Below are 16668 nucleotides of genomic sequence, written 5' to 3'. Positions count from 1 at the left end.
GGCACGGCATGTCCAAAATTGTTACGCCTATGCGGATTGGACGTCCACGCTGGTGGAAGTGAATTACGTAAACGAGAACTTCTGTCTGTCATTCACACAGAAGTTCGCCACAGATAGATACGTAAAAGCATTTCGCGAATTGTTGGAGCAATACGGCATAGCATGCACCGAGATCGAAGAGACAAAGTTCATCTGAACGTTCCGCCATTCAATCTCGGCACAACCATGATACATACGCTTTGACGTTCGCGATCTGAGAGGCCGATCAGTCGCCGATTGAAACCGGCCTCCCCTCGTTTCCTCCCGTCTCATCCGCGCTTCCCATGTATGGACCCATCAGATCGATATATCCCTTCGCGTCATGAGCGAGAAGCGCACGCGTTGCACGCAGGGATTCGATATCCCTTGGAAAACGGTAGAGCGCAACCATTGCCGACAAATCCCTAAGCCCGTTACAGGCGTCCATTAATCGTTTCTTCTCCTTTCGCGGTGCGAAAAGCGCATCATCCCTACTTTCCGGTTCCGGGAAGCAGATGTACCCTCCCAATGTCATCGCCAACCCCATCCCTTTAACGGATTCAGTCGTTCGTCTCAGACTTTCCACTCCCTGCTGGAACATCTTGTCATCACGAGTCCGGAACCCTTCAGTAAGGGGCCGCGAGCCGACTGCCCCCAACAGCGACAGGGCAAGATCATGCAGGTACAGCGGATCCTCCCAAATGTTCGTCACCTGATACGCGCCCTTCTGGTAAACGCGTTCCATGATTTGCGAAGCTGATTCAGTCTGCTTGTTCCACAAAGCACGATACGCTTCCACGATTTTCCCCGCATCGTACAGATATCGCGCATCCATACACGCGGGATATTCAAGCAACATGGATTCGGCAAGGTCGGCATTGCAAGCATAGTCCAGATCGGCTTGAATTCTAAGATCGCGCAGATGGTCGCACAGATTTCGATAGGAGAAGTCTTCATCGCATCCGGAATCCACCACTTTCGGATCGTCCCTCAGCATGCACATGCCGATACCGCCATATCCAAGCACCATCAACGCAACATCGGCCGCACGCGGCTCTTCCTCACCCCAACGTAGCAGACTGTACGCGGCCAGCCAATATACTTCCTGCAAATATTCAGCCATGCAGGCCAGTCTCTTCTTTTTGCTGGTAGCGTATTTTCCACCCTTTTTCTTGCTTCTCCGAAACACATCCTTGGTGTAGGTCAATCCAATCTGGAATGGCATTCTGCTGCTGGGCCTTTGCAAAGCCACCGCTATCGAAGCGTCATTGATCATTTCATAGAGCCAAACGCTCATACCGTACTTACGCACGATGTTACGGCATCCATCAAGAAAATTCGCATCATGCTCAACCAGATCATAATCGAACGAAATCATGGCCCACGCCAGATTCGCCACCCATGATGTGCTGCAGAATAATTCCTTCCCCAGTTCACAGACTTTTTCGTCAAAAAGCGAAAGAGATCCGATCTCACCGTATTCATCGTGGATTTTTCCCAATTCCGCAAGATATTTGCCAGAACTGTATCCATCAAACCGCTCGATAAGTTCTTCGATCGTTGCCAAAAATCCCTGTTCATCCATATGGAACGGGCCAGTGATTATTTCCGCCATGTGCAACTCCTTTGTTGTAGGGTGCACCTACTGTCTCATATTCAAATCATCTTGCGCCACCGAACCTTGAAAATCTGTGGATATGTGGAAAACTCCACCCATATCCACAGGCGAATAACGACTGTGGATAACTCACAATTCGCATGCAACAGACCTGATCTTACGAAAATCACCATATGCAAAAAGGTCCCTTCCCTCACCGGAAGAGACCTTTCAGGAAAAGCATCAACGCAACGTTTCAGCTGTTAGTTGATGAGCTCCTTGACTGCCGCGATAACGGCCTGCAGGCTTGCCTTGGCGTCGCCGAAAAGCATCTGCGTGTTGTCTTCGAAGTACAGTTCGTTCTGGATACCGGCATAACCGGTACCGCGACCGCGCTTCATGACCACCACATTCTGGGCCTTGTCGACGTCGAGGATCGGCATGCCGGAGACCGGGGTGCCCGGCTTGCGTGCGGCCGGGTTGGTCACATCGTTGGCGCCGACCACAAGAGCCACGTTGGCCTGCGGGAACTGCGGATTGATGTCATCCAGATCGACGAGCTCCTCGTACGGCACGTTGGCTTCGGCGAGCAGCACGTTCATGTGGCCAGGCATACGGCCTGCCACCGGATGGATGGCGTAGGAGACTTCGACGCCGTGGTTCTTGAGGAGCACACCAAGATCAGCAAGCTCGCGCTGGGCCTGAGCCTGGGCCAGACCGAAGCCCGGCACGAAGATGACCTTTTCGGCGTATACGAGCTGTACGGCCAGATCGTCCGCGGAAGTTTCCTTCATGCTGCCTTCCGGACCCTCACCAGCGCCAGCGGCGGCATTGGCACCACCGAAACCGCCTGCAAGCACGGACAGCAGCGGACGGTTCATGGCCTTGGACATGGCGATGGACAGGGTCACACCGGCGGCACCAACCAGTGCGCCGGCCACGATCAGAGCGATGTTATTGATAGCCAAGCCGGACATGGCCACTGCAGTACCGGTGCAGGCGTTGAGTACGGAAATGACCACCGGCATATCGGCGCCACCGATCGGGATGACGAACACGAGACCGTAGCACAGCGCGAACACGGTGGTGAGCACGGACCACAGCAGACGCTGGCCCGGCTGCACGCACAGCATGACGAAGGATACGACGGTCAGTACGGCGAACAGAATGTTCCAGAAGCCCTTGCCCGGCAAGTTCAGCTTCTTCACCCACTTGATGCCCTGCAGCTTGCCGGCTGCGATCAGAGAGCCGGAGAACGTGACGGAACCGATCATGATGCCCAAACCAGCGGTGATCAACACCACGATGGAAGGCGTGCCCTCGGAGGTCAGAATGTCGTTCAAAGCCACAAGCGCGGCGGCGCCGCCACCCACGGTGTTGAATACGGAAACGAGCTGCGGCATGTCGGTCATCTTGACCTTCTTGGCGGAAACCACACCGGCGACGGCACCGATGATGATGCCGGCTATCAGCAGCACAACGGCAACGCCATGCTGGAATCCGTTGGAGATCTCACCTGCGAACAGCACAATGAACGCCATGACCACGGCAAGGATCATGCCGACAGCGGAGACCATATTGCCCTTGCGAGCGGTCTTCGGAGAGTTCATCAAGTGCAGGCCGATAACGAACATCACGGCGGCCAGCAGATAGACGAACCATTCGATGACGCCGAGCGGCGTGCTCAGCATTTCAGCCATGGTACCCATTTACTTGGCCTCCTCTTCCTTCTTCTTGCCCTTGTCGGACTTGAACATCTCCAGCATGCGGTCGGTGACGACATAGCCGCCGACCACGTTCATCGTGCCCAGCACTGCAGCCAGGAAGATGAACACCCAGGCGAGCGGGCTGGTGGCATGCGCGGCGACGATAACAACGCCGGCGATGACGATGCCGTGGATCGAGTTCGCGCCCGACATCAACGGAGTATGCAAGGTGGCCGGCACCTTGCCGATAACCTCAACGCCGATCAGCAGCGCGAGGACGAACAGAGTAATCGCAACAACGATATCCATTGCTTACTCCCCTTCCTTCTTGGCTTCCTCGCCGCGGCCGGCCACGACCATGGCGTTGTCAAGCTCTTCGTTCAGATCGATGGCCAGCTTGCCGTCACGCACGAAATGCGCAAGCACATCGGCCACATTGCGGCTCAGCAGGTTGGATGCGGTAGTGGAAACGCCGCTTGACAGGTACGGAGCGCCGATGATGGTCACGCCGTTTTCAGTGACTTGGGTGCCGACGGTGGAACCTTCGACGTTGCCGCCGAGGTCGCTTGCCGCGCAGTCGACGATCACAGCGCCACGGTGCAGTCCGGCCACGCCAGCCTTGGTCAGCAGAACCGGAGGCTTGCGGCCGGGAACCTTGGCGGTGGTGATGACGATATCGAAGCCGGCAGCCTTCTGATCGACGGCAGCCTGCTGCTGGGCCTGCTCTTCGGCACTCAGCGCACGGGCATAGCCGCCCTCGCCCTGACCCTTGGAGAAGTCAAGACCCAGATCCAGGAACTTCGCGCCCAAGGATTCAACTTCGCCCTTGGAAGCCGGACGCACATCGTACGCGGTGACAACCGCGCCAAGACGCTTGGCGGTGCCGATGGCCTGCAGACCCGCGATGCCTGCGCCAAGAATAAGCACCTTGGCCGGGCGGATCGTGCCAGCGGCGGTGGTCATCATCGGCAGGAACGAACCGTACGCGTTGGCCGCCACGATGGCCGCCTTATAACCCATTACGGAATTCTGAGAAGTCATCTCGTCCATAGACTGCGCGGAGCTCAACTGACGCGGCAGCTTCTCCATGGCAACACCGACCAGACCGGCCTTTTCAATCGCAGTGACATAATCGGCGTCGGTGAACGAACCGAGCATACCGATAATCCAGGTACCCTGCTTAACGCGTCCGAGCAGCGCGCTGCTCGGACGATCGACGAAACCAAGCACGTCGGCACGCGCAATCACTTCATCGGCGGAGACGACCTGCGCTCCGGCCTTACTATAATCCTCATCAACATAATGCGATGCGACGCCCGCACCGGATTCGATCAGGCAGTTAACACCCGATTTACGCAACCTCGTTACGATATCCGGTGTCAGAGCAACACGAGACTCGTGTTCGGAGGTCTCATTGAGAACTCCGAAGACCACGGTGGCTTCAGCTGTTTCAGCCATAGGTGCCCTTTCTTCCTCGTTAAAGAAATCAAAATGAACAGATACAGCGCACCAGTGTAACGTAGGTCACACCTTTGTATGAAGAAAAGTTCACCTATTGAATGGCATCGCATGGCAATTCCTTTACGCAGGCCCCGCTGGATGCGCACTTTCCCTACGCTACCGTAAGGTGACGTGTCGCATTCATGGGTCTATCATTCCTACAGATATTGGATTTAAATGTGTAGGAGAGTCACGTGTCCGTCATCACCTCTTTGAACAAGCGAGCTGCAAATCTTGCGCAGAAGGCACTGCGTTTGGGAGGTGACTTCGTTCACCCCGTCAGCGACGATTCCGGCAACACTCCGGATTACAACGATCCGAACAACATCATCTCCCCCGACGGCCATATCGACCTTCCGCACACCGTCGAATGGGGCGAAGGATTCCCATCCACCACGTTCCTCGATCCGGAAACCGGTCTGTTGACCACCAAAACCGAGGGCAAGCCGCCGCTGGACGAGGGCACCACCATCTACGATATTTACGCCGATCGAGCCGAGCGTATGGGTGACGAGCCGCTCTACACCTATAAGACGAACGGCGAATGGGTGACCAAAACCGGCAACGAGGTGCTCGCCGATATTCGTCAGATCGCCAAGGGTCTGATGCATTACGGTCTTAAGAAGGGCGACGGCGTGGCGTTCATGTGCCGTACCTCGTACGAGTGGGATGTGTTCGACGCGGCCGTCATGGCATGTGGTGGTGTGCTCGCCACGATCTACGACACGGATTCCGCGGAGCAGATCCGTAATATCGTCAATAATTCCGATTCCCGCTTGCTGGTGGTCGAGACCACCGATATGCGCGCCAAAGCCGATGGTGCCGATAAGGAATGCCCGGCACTGGAACACATTATCTGCTTCGAGAACGGCGGTCTCGACGAAATCATGGCCTACGGCTCCGGCGTGAGCGACGAAGAGCTTGACGAGCGCATCGCTTCCATCAAGAAAACCGACCTGTGCTCCATTGTGTATACTTCTGGTTCCACCGCCGCGCCGAAGGGTGTGGAGATGACCCATGAGCATTATTGCACCACCGCGTTGAATCTTCCGGCGTATATGCCGAAACTGCTGCATGAGAGGAAGAACAGCGTGCTGCTGTTCCTTCCACAGGCGCACTCTTTCGCACGTGCCATCAACTACATTTGCGTAGCCAGCGAACTGCATATTTACATCGCGCAGGGCATCAAGACGCTGATCGCCGATCTTCAGGTCGCCAAGCCGTCCGTCATGATCGTTGTTCCGCGTGTTCTTGAGAAGGTGTATAACGCGGCCTCGCAGAAGGCTGGTCATGGCGCCAAGGGCGTGGCGTTCGCCGCAGCCGTTGTGGCAGCCCAGAATTACATGAAGGAGGTCAGTGCGAAGGGTAAGGCCGGAGCTTTGGCCAAGGCTCGCCGTATGGCGTTCGACCCGGTGGTCTACGCTTCGCTACGCGAGGTGCTCGGCGGACGTGCCCAGTGGATCGTGGCGGGCGGCGCTCCTCTTGACCCGGAACTTATGGCGTTCTTCCGTGGCGCCGGAGTGCCCGTGTATGAGGGTTATGGCTTGACCGAGACCACGGCTCCTTGCGCGTTCAATCCGCTTGGTGTGCCCTATCATCAGGGTTCCGTCGGCGTGGCTTTCCCTGGCTTCGAGCTGCGTATCGCCGAAGATGAGGAGATTCAGGTCAAGGGTACCGCCGTGTTCCCGAAGTACCACAAGAACGAGGAAGCCTCCGAGGATTCATTCACTGAAGACGGCTGGTATCGTACCGGCGATTTGGGACGTATCGACGATGACGGCTTCCTGTATATCATCGGACGTAAGAAGGATCTCATCATCACCGCAGGCGGCAAGAATGTCTCGCCCGGTCCGATCGAAGAGGTTATCAAGCGTTGCGAATTCGTTTCCCAGGCCTTGGTGCTTGGCGACAAGCGTCCATTCATTTCCGCACTTGTTACGCTTGACGAGGAATCCTTGCGTCCGTGGTTGGAAAGCAAGGGGCTGAATCGCGACATACCCATGGAGGAGGCCGCCAACAATGCCGCCGTCCGTGCGGAAGTGCAGAAGTGGGTCGATCAGGCCAACGAAGGTGTTTCCCGTGCGGAGTCCGTACGTAAGTTCATCATTCTGCCGGAGGAATTCACTCAGGAGAATGGTTTGATGACCGCTTCCATGAAGGTGATTCGTCCGAAGGTCATCAAGCGTTATGCCACTTTGCTGAATACGCAGATGTACACCAAGAAGAAGTAGTCTTCGAAACAGCAGAATGAGGTCTGACTCCTACGGGAATCAGACCTCATTTATTATTTTCCACGCAATCGTTGCGAAGCGGATCCTAAGCAGATCAGAAGCCTAGCTTCTCGAGCTGTTTGGCTGAACCGTCAAAAGGACAGTCCAGTGGACTGTCCTTAGGTGAAGTGAGCAGCTTCGCTGCGAAGCGGATCCTAAACAGATCAGAAGCCTAGCTTCTCGAGCTGTTTAGGATCCGACTGCCATCCCTTGGCAACCTTGACATGCAAATCGAGTTTGGCTTTCTGTCCAACAATACGGTTGACCGGCGTACGCAACTTCTTCTTGACACGCACAAGATGTTCCGCTCCCTTGCCGATGATGATCGGTTTCTGGGAATCGCGTTCCACATAAATCGACACAATCACGTGGGCTTTGCCATCGTAAGCTTCGCCACTATCGTTGTCTTCCGGATATTCGATGGAATCCACGACTACGGCCAGTGAATGCGGCAACTCGTCATCCAATTCTTCCAGGAAAGCGCCACGGACCAGTTCCGCAATGGTTTCTTCCGGACGCTCTTCGGTGATCTGCTCGGCCGGGTACATTTGCGGGCCTTCCGGCATGTTCTCGATAAGCACGTTCTTGACTTCCGCAAGATTGTCATGCTTCAGCGCGCTGACTGGCACAATATCGGTGAAGTCGGCGAATTCGTTGATTTCAATGAGCTTGTTGATCAGCCCGTCACGGCTTAATTCGTCAATCTTGGTAACGATGGCAACCAGCGGCACCTTCCATTTGAATGTGCCATCATCTCGCTTGACTGCGAAATCAGAACGCAGACGGCTCAAAATGCGCTTGTCGCCGGGACCAATCTCCTGATTACTAGGCAGCAGGAAAGCAACGGCGTCCACGTCGGCGAGCGACTCGTCCACAACATCGTTCAGACGCTGCCCAAGTAGTGTGCGCGGTCGATGGATGCCAGGCGTATCAACCAAAACGATCTGCGCATTATCCGTGGTTAAAATGCCACGAATGGCTTTACGAGTGGTTTCCGGGCGAGATGATGCGATGGCGATCTGCGTACCGATCAACGCGTTGATCAACGTCGACTTGCCCACGTTAGGACGCCCGACCACGGCAACGAAACCGGACCGATATGGAACGGGCGTGGCGGAATCGGAATGGTCGGAAGTCGTCTCGGTTGTTGCTGCGTCAGTCATGCTTGTCTTTGGAATCCTTATCGTTGTCGGATGCCTTTTCGGCATCATCCGCATGTTCTTCGTTACGTGTTTCAGTTTCGTCCACGCCCTCGACGTGGGCCGGCTCCACCACAATGGTCGACACTTTTTTGCGGCGTCCTGCGGAGTCGACCGCGGTCATGCGCAAGCCTCGAGTGACTGCGGAGGATCCGACGATCGGCACACGTCCCAACAGCTTGGTCAGCAAGCCGTAAACGGTGTCGACATCATCCTCGTCAATGTCGATTTCGAAAATCTCTTCCAAGTCGGCGATAGGCGTGCGTGCGGGCATGCTCCATTTCTTGTCACCGATCCGTTCCGGATCGGCATGTTGCGTGCGATCATGTTCGTCTTCCAGTTCGCCCACAATCTGCTCGATGGCATCTTCGATGGTGACCATGCCCGCGATTCCGCCATATTCATCCACCACAATGGCGACATGCTGGCGTGTGCGCTGCATTTGGTGGAAAAGATCGTCGACCGGCTTGGATTCCGGCACGAGCATGGGGTCACGAACTATCGATTCGACTTCGCGTGTCATCGCCGCATGGTTGAAGGTCGTCGCGCGCACGGCATCTTTCAAATAAGCCACGCCGACCAGATCGTCCACATCGTCGCCGATGACCGGCACACGTGAGAATCCGGAACGGGAGCAAAGCTTAAGCATATTCTCCAACGTTTCGTCTCGCTCGATGCAAATCATGTCGGTGCGCGGCACCATGATCTCACGAGTCAGCGTTTCGGAAAGCGTGAGCACATTGCGCAGCATTTCGGAAACTTCAGGATCGAAATCGTTGGCTTCGACCAGACGGTCAATGGTTGCCCGTCCTTGTTCGATCTGGATTTTTTCGAGCTCCTCGTCGTCGGAAAGATCACTGCCGCGACGCTTCGCGCCTTTTTGCCCCCCGATTTTTGCGAATGGGGTTAATAGAACCGCAATGGAAACAGCATCCACATGCTGCAGCATAATGTCGACTGGCTTGGATGCCCCGGCACTACGCGGACGCACCAACAGCGAAATCACCGCAATGACGATGGCAAAAACAAATCCGGCAAGTAATTCGGCCCATAGTGGAGCGTCCAACATGCCCGCAATCACCGTCACGAGCACACCATCAACCACATTGCAGCAGATGCGGAAGAACGCGCACGATCCGGCGGTGGCATAGCGATCGGCCACCAACCGCTGAACCTTATGAATGCGCCTGATTTTCTTGTCGCGTATGAATTGCGAAAGCTCGGCATCCGTTTGAATTTCGAGAATAAGGTTATTCAGGCTCGCCCTGGTCACACGTCCCACAGCGCCTTCAGTCGCGGCCATTGAAAGCGACAGCCAGACCAACAGCAGCGCCACCACGGCGAGCACCACGATCATCGCAATCATTGTTGCCTGCATAATTCAGCCCCCATCATGCCGGACGATATGCTACCGGCAACGTCAATCATTATTTGGCGATCTGCCGTCCCGTGCCATGCTGCCTATCCCATTCGGCGAGCGCGTCCGGCGTATCCGGCGGAAGGATGGCCTGCGTCCCCGCTCCCTGGCGAAGCGCGAAGAAGGTGAGTAGCAGCTGTCGCTGCAGACCGAACATCTGACGCTCCTGTTCTGGGGTGGCATGGTCGTATCCGAGTAGGTGGAGGATGCCATGAATCGTCAGCAGCATCATTTCCTCCATGGTGTTATGTCCGGCCGCGAGCGCCTGCTGCGCAGCCACCCACGGGCAAATCACGATATCTCCAAGCACGCCTTCCATCACAGTTCGGCCGTCTCCTGGGCGCAGCTCGTCCATGGGGAAGCTCATCACGTCGGTGGGGCCTTCAAGATTCATCCAACGCATGTGCAGTTGGGCGATGGGATCGGGGTCTACGAACATGATGGTCAGGTCGGATTGCGTGCTGACCCGCATTTGGTCCATCACCCATATGCCAAGATCGGAGAACACCTTGCCGTCAATTTGCCAGACGGTTTCGTTGGTTACCTCGACGCTCATTCAGCGTTCCTTTCGATTTGCTCGCTTGTTTGCCTGGATGTGGTTTTGCCCGTGGCGTGTCTGCTGTGGTCGCCGGCAATGGCCGCGTGTCGGTCGTACGCTGCGACGATTTTGCCGACAAGCGCGTGTCGCACTACGTCTTCCGGTTTGAGGTGGGCGAATGCGATGTCGTCAATGCCGTCAAGGATGCGTTCGATGGTGGCGAGCCCGGATTTCGGTACTGTCAGATCGACCTGCGTCACGTCGCCGGTGATAATCATTTTCGTATTGAAGCCTAGTCGGGTCAGGAACATCTTCATTTGTTGTTCGGTGGTGTTCTGCGCCTCATCGAGGATCACGAATGCATCGTTGAGCGTGCGTCCACGCATATATGCGAGCGGTGCGACTTCGATGGTGCCGTCATCCATGTAGCGCTTGAGCTGGTCCGCCCCGAGCATGTCAGAAAGCGCATCATATAGCGGACGCAGATATGGATCGACTTTTTCGTTCAATGTGCCAGGAAGAAAACCAAGGCTTTCTCCCGCCTCGACGGCTGGTCTGGTCAGGATAATGCGGCGCACCTGCCTATCTTGGAATGCGCGTACCGCTTTCGCCACTGCAAGGTATGTTTTGCCGGTGCCTGCCGGTCCGATGGCAAATGTGATGGTATGTGATTCGATGGCATTGACATATGTGATCTGACCAGCCGTTTTGGCACGCACCGGCTTGCCGAGCGCAAAGGTGATCACTCCGGGCACATGCGGTTTGCGTCGGTCCGCATGATTCTCGCGATTGGAGGTATGCTCCTGTTGCCGATCGGCCAGCCGTAGTTCCTCCACTACACGTCCATGGCCCGGGCGAGTAGCACGCACAGGATTTTTCAACACGTTTTGATCGAGCATGCGTCGCACCGTATCGGCGTCCATCGGAGCCGTATATGCGGCTTGGATGATGTTTTCGATCACATGCTCGGCCTGTGCGGCTTGGGATTCGGATTTGCTGGAACGTGACATGATCGCGATGCGGTTGCCTCTGACGATAATGGTCAAGTCGGGGAACGCACGTTCCACTTCCCGAAGGACCTCGTCGACCGGTCCGAGCACGGTCACCGGGTCAAGCTGCTGCGGAATCGCGATGGTACGTGTAGTAGTGGCCACAAAACCTCTTCTGACGTCGATATATGGGGAAAGGGAAGATTATTCGTCAAGCTTTTCGCCGGTCAGCACGTGAGCATGCACGTGGAGTACCGTCTGGCCAGCATCAATTCCGGTGTTGAAGATCAGGCGGAAGGCACCGTGGAATTCCTGGTCGGCGATATTTTGCGCGACCTGAGCCATGTGGGCGAGCTGCTGGGGATCGGCCGCCGCAAGCTCGGTCACGTTCGCATAATGCTTGCGAGGCACCACGAGCACATGTACTTTGGCTTTCGGATTGATGTCCTTGAATGCGTAGGTGGTATCGTCCTCATACACTTTTTCGCTTGGAATTTCTCCTGCGATGATCTTGCAGAACAGGCAATCCTTGTCGCTCATAATGCTCCTTAATGCTGGTTGTCCTTCGGTACCCATGCTATTGCGCAACCGGGATAATCCGCCGCATTTCGCCGGCGTGTGGCGTCAGATGAATCGTCCCAACGCCCGTGCGAGCAGCGATAACGCGACGGGACCAGCTGTCGACGCTCGCAGAATATTGCTTCCAAGCACGCATGCTTCAGCTCCCGCATTGGTGAAGGATTCGATTTCAGCATCGCTGATGCCGCCTTCCGGGCCGACCACCACGTACACGGTGCGCTGGCGCCCGTCCTGCAAGCATTTGTCGGAAAGCACCGCGATCGCTTCCTCCAGCTGGCTCCAAGTTTTGGTAGCATCCTGGTGCAGCACAATCACCATGTCGCCGTGCACACAGGCACGCTTGCAAATGGCAATCAACTGCTTGCTGGTCACGCACTCCCCCAATTCCGGCGTCCAGGAGCGTCGGGATTGTTCAGTGGCGGCATCAAGCACTTGCCGCCACTTCTTATCGGTGCGCCCCGCCTTCCATTTGGCGATGGAACGATCAGCCTGCCATGGAATCACCTCATCCACACCGATCTGCGTTGCGGTGTCGATGGCCTGCTCATCGTGTCCTGTTTTCGCCAGCGCTTGGATCAAAGCGAGTTTGGTGGTAGGCTGCGGTTCTTTGCCGAAGCTCGACACTTCCGCGATTCCTTGTTGCGCATCGCGCAACACCGCGTGGATACGTAGCCCTTTACCGTCGGAAAGCTGCAATTCGTCACCGTCTTTCAGACGCATGGCCTGAATGGCATGTCGACGCACCGACTGGGGCAACGTCAATTTCCATCCGGCGTTCAATTCGTCACTGTTCACCGGCACATCATCATGTTCCGTATCAAGCAGGAAAAGGGCATCAGTCATAGTTTCAGAGCCTACCAGCACCTCGGATACCAATGGCGTAATTCCGCGCGACACGCCGAGACTTGCATCACACCGAGCATCTGCTATAGTTTTCGTTTGTTGCCGCTGAGCAACGCACCTGTCCGGGTGGCGGAATGGTAGACGCGCTAGCTTGAGGTGCTAGTGCCTATTTATACAGGCGTGCGGGTTCAAGTCCCGCTCCGGACACCAGCAAACCCCTTGGAAACAAGGGGTTTTCTTGTATCTGAAAGCTATTCGGCGAAAGATCGATCACATGCAGTTCATCCATCTTGATTCCATTGACGACGAGCGCGTGTCGGCATACACGAATCTCACGGAAATCCAGCTTCGCAACAAGCTTGAACCCAGCAAGGGCCTGTTCATCGCGGAATCGCCGAAAGTCATCGATCGCGCGCTGACCGCCGACCGGGAACCGATTTCCCTGCTTGTCGAAGAACCGTGGATCGGAGGCATGTCGGAAACCTTCGCACGCATCGACCAACGTTGGGGCACCGACATTCCCGTGTACGTGGCATCCCCTGAACAGCTCAAGCAGCTGACCGGCTACCGCTTGCATCGTGGCGCCCTGGCCGCGATGAAACGCTGGCCACTGCCCAGCGTCGAGGAGGTGTGTCGCGGCGCACGACGCATCGCGGTCATGGAAAACATCGTTGACCACACCAATGTCGGAGCCCTCATGCGATCAGCCGCCGCGTTGAACGTCGATGCAGTGTTGGTGACGCCCTCCTGCGGCGATCCGTTGTATCGACGCGCCGCCCGCGTGTCGATGGGCACGGTGTTTCAGATTCCGTGGACTCGTATCGGCGGAGATGATAAACACTACTGGCCATTCACCGGCATGCAGGAATTGCGCGATCTTGGGTTCACCACCGTTGCGATGGCCCTTGAAGACGATTCCATTTCGCTGGAGGAGCTTGTTCGTCGTTTGAACAACGACAACGGCGAAAAGGACCATATCGACAAATTGGCGCTGATTTTCGGCACCGAAGGCGACGGTCTGTCGCATCACACCATCTCCCGCGCCGACCTGACGGTCAAGATTCCCATGAGCCACGGAGTGGACAGTCTTAACGTCGCCGCATCGAGCGCCGTGGCCTTCTATTCAACAGCTGTTCACTGAAACAGTCAGCAAATTTTCAAGACTCGCGATGCAAACTCCTTGCATGTTGCAGAAAATATGCAATTATTGAGTGCGTAAGTGGTTTGCGATGATGCAGACCGACCAATGTGTGCGGTGTCGTAACGACGCTCTAGGAGAGGAGTTCTCATGGCAAAGAATCCGAAAATTCTTTCCATCGTGCTTGCAGGAGGCGAAGGCACTCGTCTGATGCCTTTGACCAGAGACCGGGCAAAGCCCGCCGTCCCGTTCGGCGGCGTGTTCCGTCTGATTGATTTCCCGCTGAGCAATTTGGTCAATTCAGGCTATATGCAGACCGTGGTGCTCACCCAGTACAAGTCCCATTCGCTTGACCGTCATATTTCCACGGTGTGGCGTTTTTCGCCGTTGCTCGGCAACTACGTCTCCCCTGTTCCGGCTCAGCAGCGACTTGGCAAGCACTGGTATCTCGGCTCTGCCGACGCCATCTACCAGACCATCAACATCATCGAGGACGTGCAGCCGGATATTGTGGTGATCGTCGGCGCCGACCACGTCTACCGCATGGATTTCCAGCAGATGGTGCAGCAGCATATCGAATCCGGCGCGGAGTTCACGGTGGCGGGTATTCGCCAGCCGATCAGCCAGTCCAACCAGTTCGGCGTGATCGAGGTTGATCCGGAGCACCCGAATATGATCAAGAGCTTCCAGGAGAAGCCGCAGACCACGACCGGCCTGCCAGATGATCCGAACTCCATTCTTGCTTCCATGGGCAACTACGTGGCCAACACCGACGCCCTGTTCGAAGCTTTGGCGCTTGACGAGAAGGCCGAAGACACCAAGCATGATATGGGCGGCGATATCGCACCGTACTTCGCGGCCCGTAACGAGGCTGGCGTGTACGACTTCAACTCCAACGAGATTCCGGGAGCGACGCCGACCGATCATGCCTACTGGCGCGACGTGGGTACTCTGAAGCAGTTCTACGATGCGCATATGGATCTGATCTCGTATGTGCCGGAATTCAACCTGTACAACACCGAATGGCCGATTTACACGCTGTCCGGCAATCTGCCGCCAGCGAAGTTCGTCCATGCCGGTCGCGACCGTCTCGGACACGCCACCGACTCGATCGTCTCCCCTGGCGTCATCGTATCGGGCGGTGAAGTGCATCATTCCGTGCTTTCGCCGAACGTGCGTATCCACTCGTGGTCCCAGGTCGTCGATTCGATTCTGTTCGACGGCGTGACCATCAATCGTCGAGCACGCGTCTACAAGGCGATCCTCGACAAGAATGTTGTGCTTACCGAGAATTCGACCGTCGGTATCGATACCGAACATGATCTGGCCCGTGGCTTCACCGTCACGCCGGAAGGCATCACCGTGGTGCCGAAGGGTACCGTGGTCGACGACTGACGTTCTGCCGCACACAGAACAAAAGCGTGCTTCCCGGCGTCGGGAGCACGCTTTTTCTGTGCCATTTTTTCTTGATGATGATATCCAATCAAATATCATCAAAATCTGTTTTACAAAAAATTCCGCAACGAACATGCAGTTTCGCTGCGGAATCAACATATCAGCAATATCAGGTTGATATATCACAGATTTTCTGTCAGTATTTTGGCAGATTGTCGAAATTGAAGCCGAGCGCAGCCAACTGCTCGCGACCTTCCGGCGTGATCTTTTCCATGCTCCAACGCGGTTGCCACGTCCAGTCGATGCGGAATTCCTCGACGAGGCCGGCAAGCGTGCTCGCGCACTCGTCTTCGATCAGATCAGTCAACGGGCATGCCGGAGTGGTCAATGTCATCGTGATAATGGCACGACCAAGCTCATCGATCTCAATGCCATACACCAATCCCAAATCAATCACATCAATGCCAAGCTCAGGATCAATGACCTGATGCAACGCTTCCTTCACGTCGGCCGCAGTAGCTCGACCAATGTCGTCAATAGCCTTCAACGCGATGCCGTCATCCTGTTCTTCGGAACAACCGCATGCTCCAGCCTGATTGCCGCAGCCACAAGCGTCCTGCTTGGTGTCTTCGTGTTCGATTTCCACTGGTTTGCCGTCCTTGAATCCTTTGGCGAGATTTGGGTTAAGCATGACGCGACGCGCCGCGGCCTCGTCATTGCCCAATGCCTTGGCCACGGAATCGAAAATCGAGGCTTGCGGTTCAGGTACCAAGGTATCGCTCATTGTCGCTCCATATATGATTCGAATATGTTCCGTTGAGTAGCCTATCGCGTTGGCTGGAGTTTGTCTCACGTGTTTCGCCCGTTGTAGAACGCGGCGCACGAAGCACGGGAAACATCCTGCTTTCCACCATAGAACAATACTTGTCAGGCTTTCGCGGCCAATGCCTTGGCCACGGAGTCCTTCATGCCTTCCCATCCGAGCAGCGCGCACTTGATACGCATTGGATACTTGGACACTCCTTGGAACACGATGCCGTCTTCCAACGATTCCTCGGCGGATTCATCGTCCAAGCCTTTGCCGCGTGATTCCATGAGCTTATGGAACGTTCCGGCCAATTCCATGGCCTCATCCACGGTTTTGCCTTCCACCAGATCCACCATCACCGAAAGGCTGGCCTGTGAAATGGAGCAGCCGTGACCGTCCCACACCAGTCGTTCGATAACGTGCGGCTCCTGGTCGGAAACCTCCACATGCACGGTGGCCTCGTCTCCGCAGGTCGGATTGAACTGGTGGGACTCGCCGGGAGTGCAATACTCGTGGGTTGCCTGAACCGTGGTCTTTCCCGCCTGGGAGGCGTTTTCGGAAGCCAGATCCGGAGCGAAATGCTCCTTGCCATGCGGATTCTTCGAGGCTTCGAGAATGACCTCTTGGTACATCTGCTCGAGATCGTCGCCAGACATTGCAAAATCACTCAT

Annotated in this window: 15 protein-coding genes and 1 tRNA gene; 4 read left to right on the top strand and 12 right to left on the bottom strand. The window is 55.9% G+C overall.

Annotated elements, in window-relative coordinates:
- Positions 1-265 precede the first annotated feature (265 nt).
- The 4 genes from BBPC_RS04210 to BBPC_RS04195 form a co-directional block, all read right to left on the bottom strand.
- A complete protein-coding gene (locus BBPC_RS04210) occupies positions 266-1633 on the bottom strand; it encodes a hypothetical protein (protein ID WP_004221762.1) in 1368 nt (455 codons plus the stop codon).
- A 245-nt stretch (positions 1634-1878) separates the two neighbouring features.
- Positions 1879-3324: an NAD(P)(+) transhydrogenase (Re/Si-specific) subunit beta gene (locus BBPC_RS04205; RefSeq protein ID WP_004221756.1), complete on the bottom strand. Its 1446-nt coding sequence runs from the start codon at positions 3322-3324 to the stop codon at positions 1879-1881.
- Positions 3325-3630: an NAD(P) transhydrogenase subunit alpha gene (locus BBPC_RS04200; protein ID WP_003809446.1), complete on the bottom strand. Its 306-nt coding sequence runs from the start codon at positions 3628-3630 to the stop codon at positions 3325-3327. It abuts the gene before it with no gap.
- 3 nt (positions 3631-3633) lie between these two features.
- Positions 3634-4779 (bottom strand): NAD(P) transhydrogenase subunit alpha, encoded by a 1146-nt coding sequence (locus BBPC_RS04195; protein WP_004221753.1) that lies wholly within the window; start codon positions 4777-4779, stop codon positions 3634-3636.
- A 236-nt stretch (positions 4780-5015) separates the two neighbouring features.
- On the opposite strand from BBPC_RS04195, the gene BBPC_RS04190 reads away from it, so the two are divergent.
- Entirely contained in the window at positions 5016-7052 is a 2037-nt protein-coding gene (locus tag BBPC_RS04190) for an AMP-dependent synthetase/ligase (RefSeq protein WP_004221752.1), read from the top strand.
- A gap of 203 nt (positions 7053-7255) precedes the next feature.
- Here BBPC_RS04190 and era read toward each other — a convergent pair whose 3' ends face one another.
- The 6 genes from era to BBPC_RS04160 all read right to left on the bottom strand — a co-directional run bounded on the left by era (position 7256) and on the right by BBPC_RS04160 (position 12656).
- Positions 7256-8254, bottom strand: coding sequence for a GTPase Era (gene era / locus BBPC_RS04185; RefSeq protein WP_033524011.1), 999 nt, complete (start codon positions 8252-8254; stop codon positions 7256-7258).
- Positions 8247-9668 carry a hemolysin family protein gene (locus BBPC_RS04180; protein ID WP_004221749.1) on the bottom strand — a complete coding sequence of 474 codons (1422 nt, stop codon included), beginning with the start codon at positions 9666-9668 and terminating at the stop codon, positions 8247-8249. Before BBPC_RS04180 ends, era begins: the two co-directional genes overlap by 8 nt.
- Before the next feature lie 49 nt (positions 9669-9717).
- Positions 9718-10263, bottom strand: coding sequence for an rRNA maturation RNase YbeY (gene ybeY / locus BBPC_RS04175; protein ID WP_004221746.1), 546 nt, complete (start codon positions 10261-10263; stop codon positions 9718-9720).
- Positions 10260-11399, bottom strand: coding sequence for a PhoH family protein (locus BBPC_RS04170; protein ID WP_004221744.1), 1140 nt, complete (start codon positions 11397-11399; stop codon positions 10260-10262). Before BBPC_RS04170 ends, ybeY begins: the two co-directional genes overlap by 4 nt.
- A gap of 39 nt (positions 11400-11438) precedes the next feature.
- Entirely contained in the window at positions 11439-11774 is a 336-nt protein-coding gene (locus BBPC_RS04165) for a histidine triad nucleotide-binding protein (RefSeq protein ID WP_033524010.1), read from the bottom strand.
- Positions 11775-11858: 84 nt separating this feature from the next.
- Positions 11859-12656, bottom strand: coding sequence for a 16S rRNA (uracil(1498)-N(3))-methyltransferase (locus BBPC_RS04160; protein ID WP_004221741.1), 798 nt, complete (start codon positions 12654-12656; stop codon positions 11859-11861).
- A gap of 120 nt (positions 12657-12776) precedes the next feature.
- Here BBPC_RS04160 and BBPC_RS04155 point away from each other — a divergent pair.
- From BBPC_RS04155 to glgC, 3 genes are all read left to right on the top strand, one after another.
- Positions 12777-12866: transfer RNA gene (locus BBPC_RS04155), tRNA-Leu, on the top strand.
- A 64-nt stretch (positions 12867-12930) separates the two neighbouring features.
- Positions 12931-13797 (top strand): TrmH family RNA methyltransferase, encoded by an 867-nt coding sequence (locus BBPC_RS04150; protein WP_004221739.1) that lies wholly within the window; start codon positions 12931-12933, stop codon positions 13795-13797.
- 147 nt (positions 13798-13944) lie between these two features.
- Complete coding sequence (gene glgC, locus BBPC_RS04145; protein ID WP_004221738.1) at positions 13945-15189, top strand: glucose-1-phosphate adenylyltransferase; 1245 nt, start codon at positions 13945-13947, stop codon at positions 15187-15189.
- A gap of 196 nt (positions 15190-15385) precedes the next feature.
- Here the strand turns inward: glgC and BBPC_RS04140 are convergent, their stop codons facing one another.
- Positions 15386-15973 (bottom strand): metal-sulfur cluster assembly factor, encoded by a 588-nt coding sequence (locus BBPC_RS04140; RefSeq protein WP_004221736.1) that lies wholly within the window; start codon positions 15971-15973, stop codon positions 15386-15388.
- A 143-nt stretch (positions 15974-16116) separates the two neighbouring features.
- Complete coding sequence (gene sufU / locus BBPC_RS04135) at positions 16117-16668, bottom strand: Fe-S cluster assembly sulfur transfer protein SufU (RefSeq protein ID WP_004221733.1); 552 nt, start codon at positions 16666-16668, stop codon at positions 16117-16119.

Source organism: Bifidobacterium pseudocatenulatum DSM 20438 = JCM 1200 = LMG 10505, from assembly GCF_001025215.1.
GTDB lineage: Bacteria > Actinomycetota > Actinomycetes > Actinomycetales > Bifidobacteriaceae > Bifidobacterium > Bifidobacterium pseudocatenulatum.
Note: the sequence above shows the minus strand (reverse complement) of the source record. Positions and strands in the feature narration are given on the sequence as shown.

Coding starts and splice junctions, on each gene's coding strand:
- BBPC_RS04210 (WP_004221762.1), bottom strand. CDS start 1,633: ATGGCGGAAATAATCACTGGCCCGTTCCATATGGATGAACAGGGATTT.
- era (WP_033524011.1), bottom strand. CDS start 8,254: ATGACTGACGCAGCAACAACCGAGACGACTTCCGACCATTCCGATTCC.
- BBPC_RS04140 (WP_004221736.1), bottom strand. CDS start 15,973: ATGAGCGATACCTTGGTACCTGAACCGCAAGCCTCGATTTTCGATTCC.
- BBPC_RS04160 (WP_004221741.1), bottom strand. CDS start 12,656: ATGACTGATGCCCTTTTCCTGCTTGATACGGAACATGATGATGTGCCG.
- BBPC_RS04200 (WP_003809446.1), bottom strand. CDS start 3,630: ATGGATATCGTTGTTGCGATTACTCTGTTCGTCCTCGCGCTGCTGATC.
- BBPC_RS04150 (WP_004221739.1), top strand. CDS start 12,931: ATGCAGTTCATCCATCTTGATTCCATTGACGACGAGCGCGTGTCGGCA.
- ybeY (WP_004221746.1), bottom strand. CDS start 10,263: ATGAGCGTCGAGGTAACCAACGAAACCGTCTGGCAAATTGACGGCAAG.
- BBPC_RS04165 (WP_033524010.1), bottom strand. CDS start 11,774: ATGAGCGACAAGGATTGCCTGTTCTGCAAGATCATCGCAGGAGAAATT.
- sufU (WP_004221733.1), bottom strand. CDS start 16,668: ATGAGTGATTTTGCAATGTCTGGCGACGATCTCGAGCAGATGTACCAA.
- glgC (WP_004221738.1), top strand. CDS start 13,945: ATGGCAAAGAATCCGAAAATTCTTTCCATCGTGCTTGCAGGAGGCGAA.
- BBPC_RS04195 (WP_004221753.1), bottom strand. CDS start 4,779: ATGGCTGAAACAGCTGAAGCCACCGTGGTCTTCGGAGTTCTCAATGAG.
- BBPC_RS04180 (WP_004221749.1), bottom strand. CDS start 9,668: ATGCAGGCAACAATGATTGCGATGATCGTGGTGCTCGCCGTGGTGGCG.
- BBPC_RS04205 (WP_004221756.1), bottom strand. CDS start 3,324: ATGGGTACCATGGCTGAAATGCTGAGCACGCCGCTCGGCGTCATCGAA.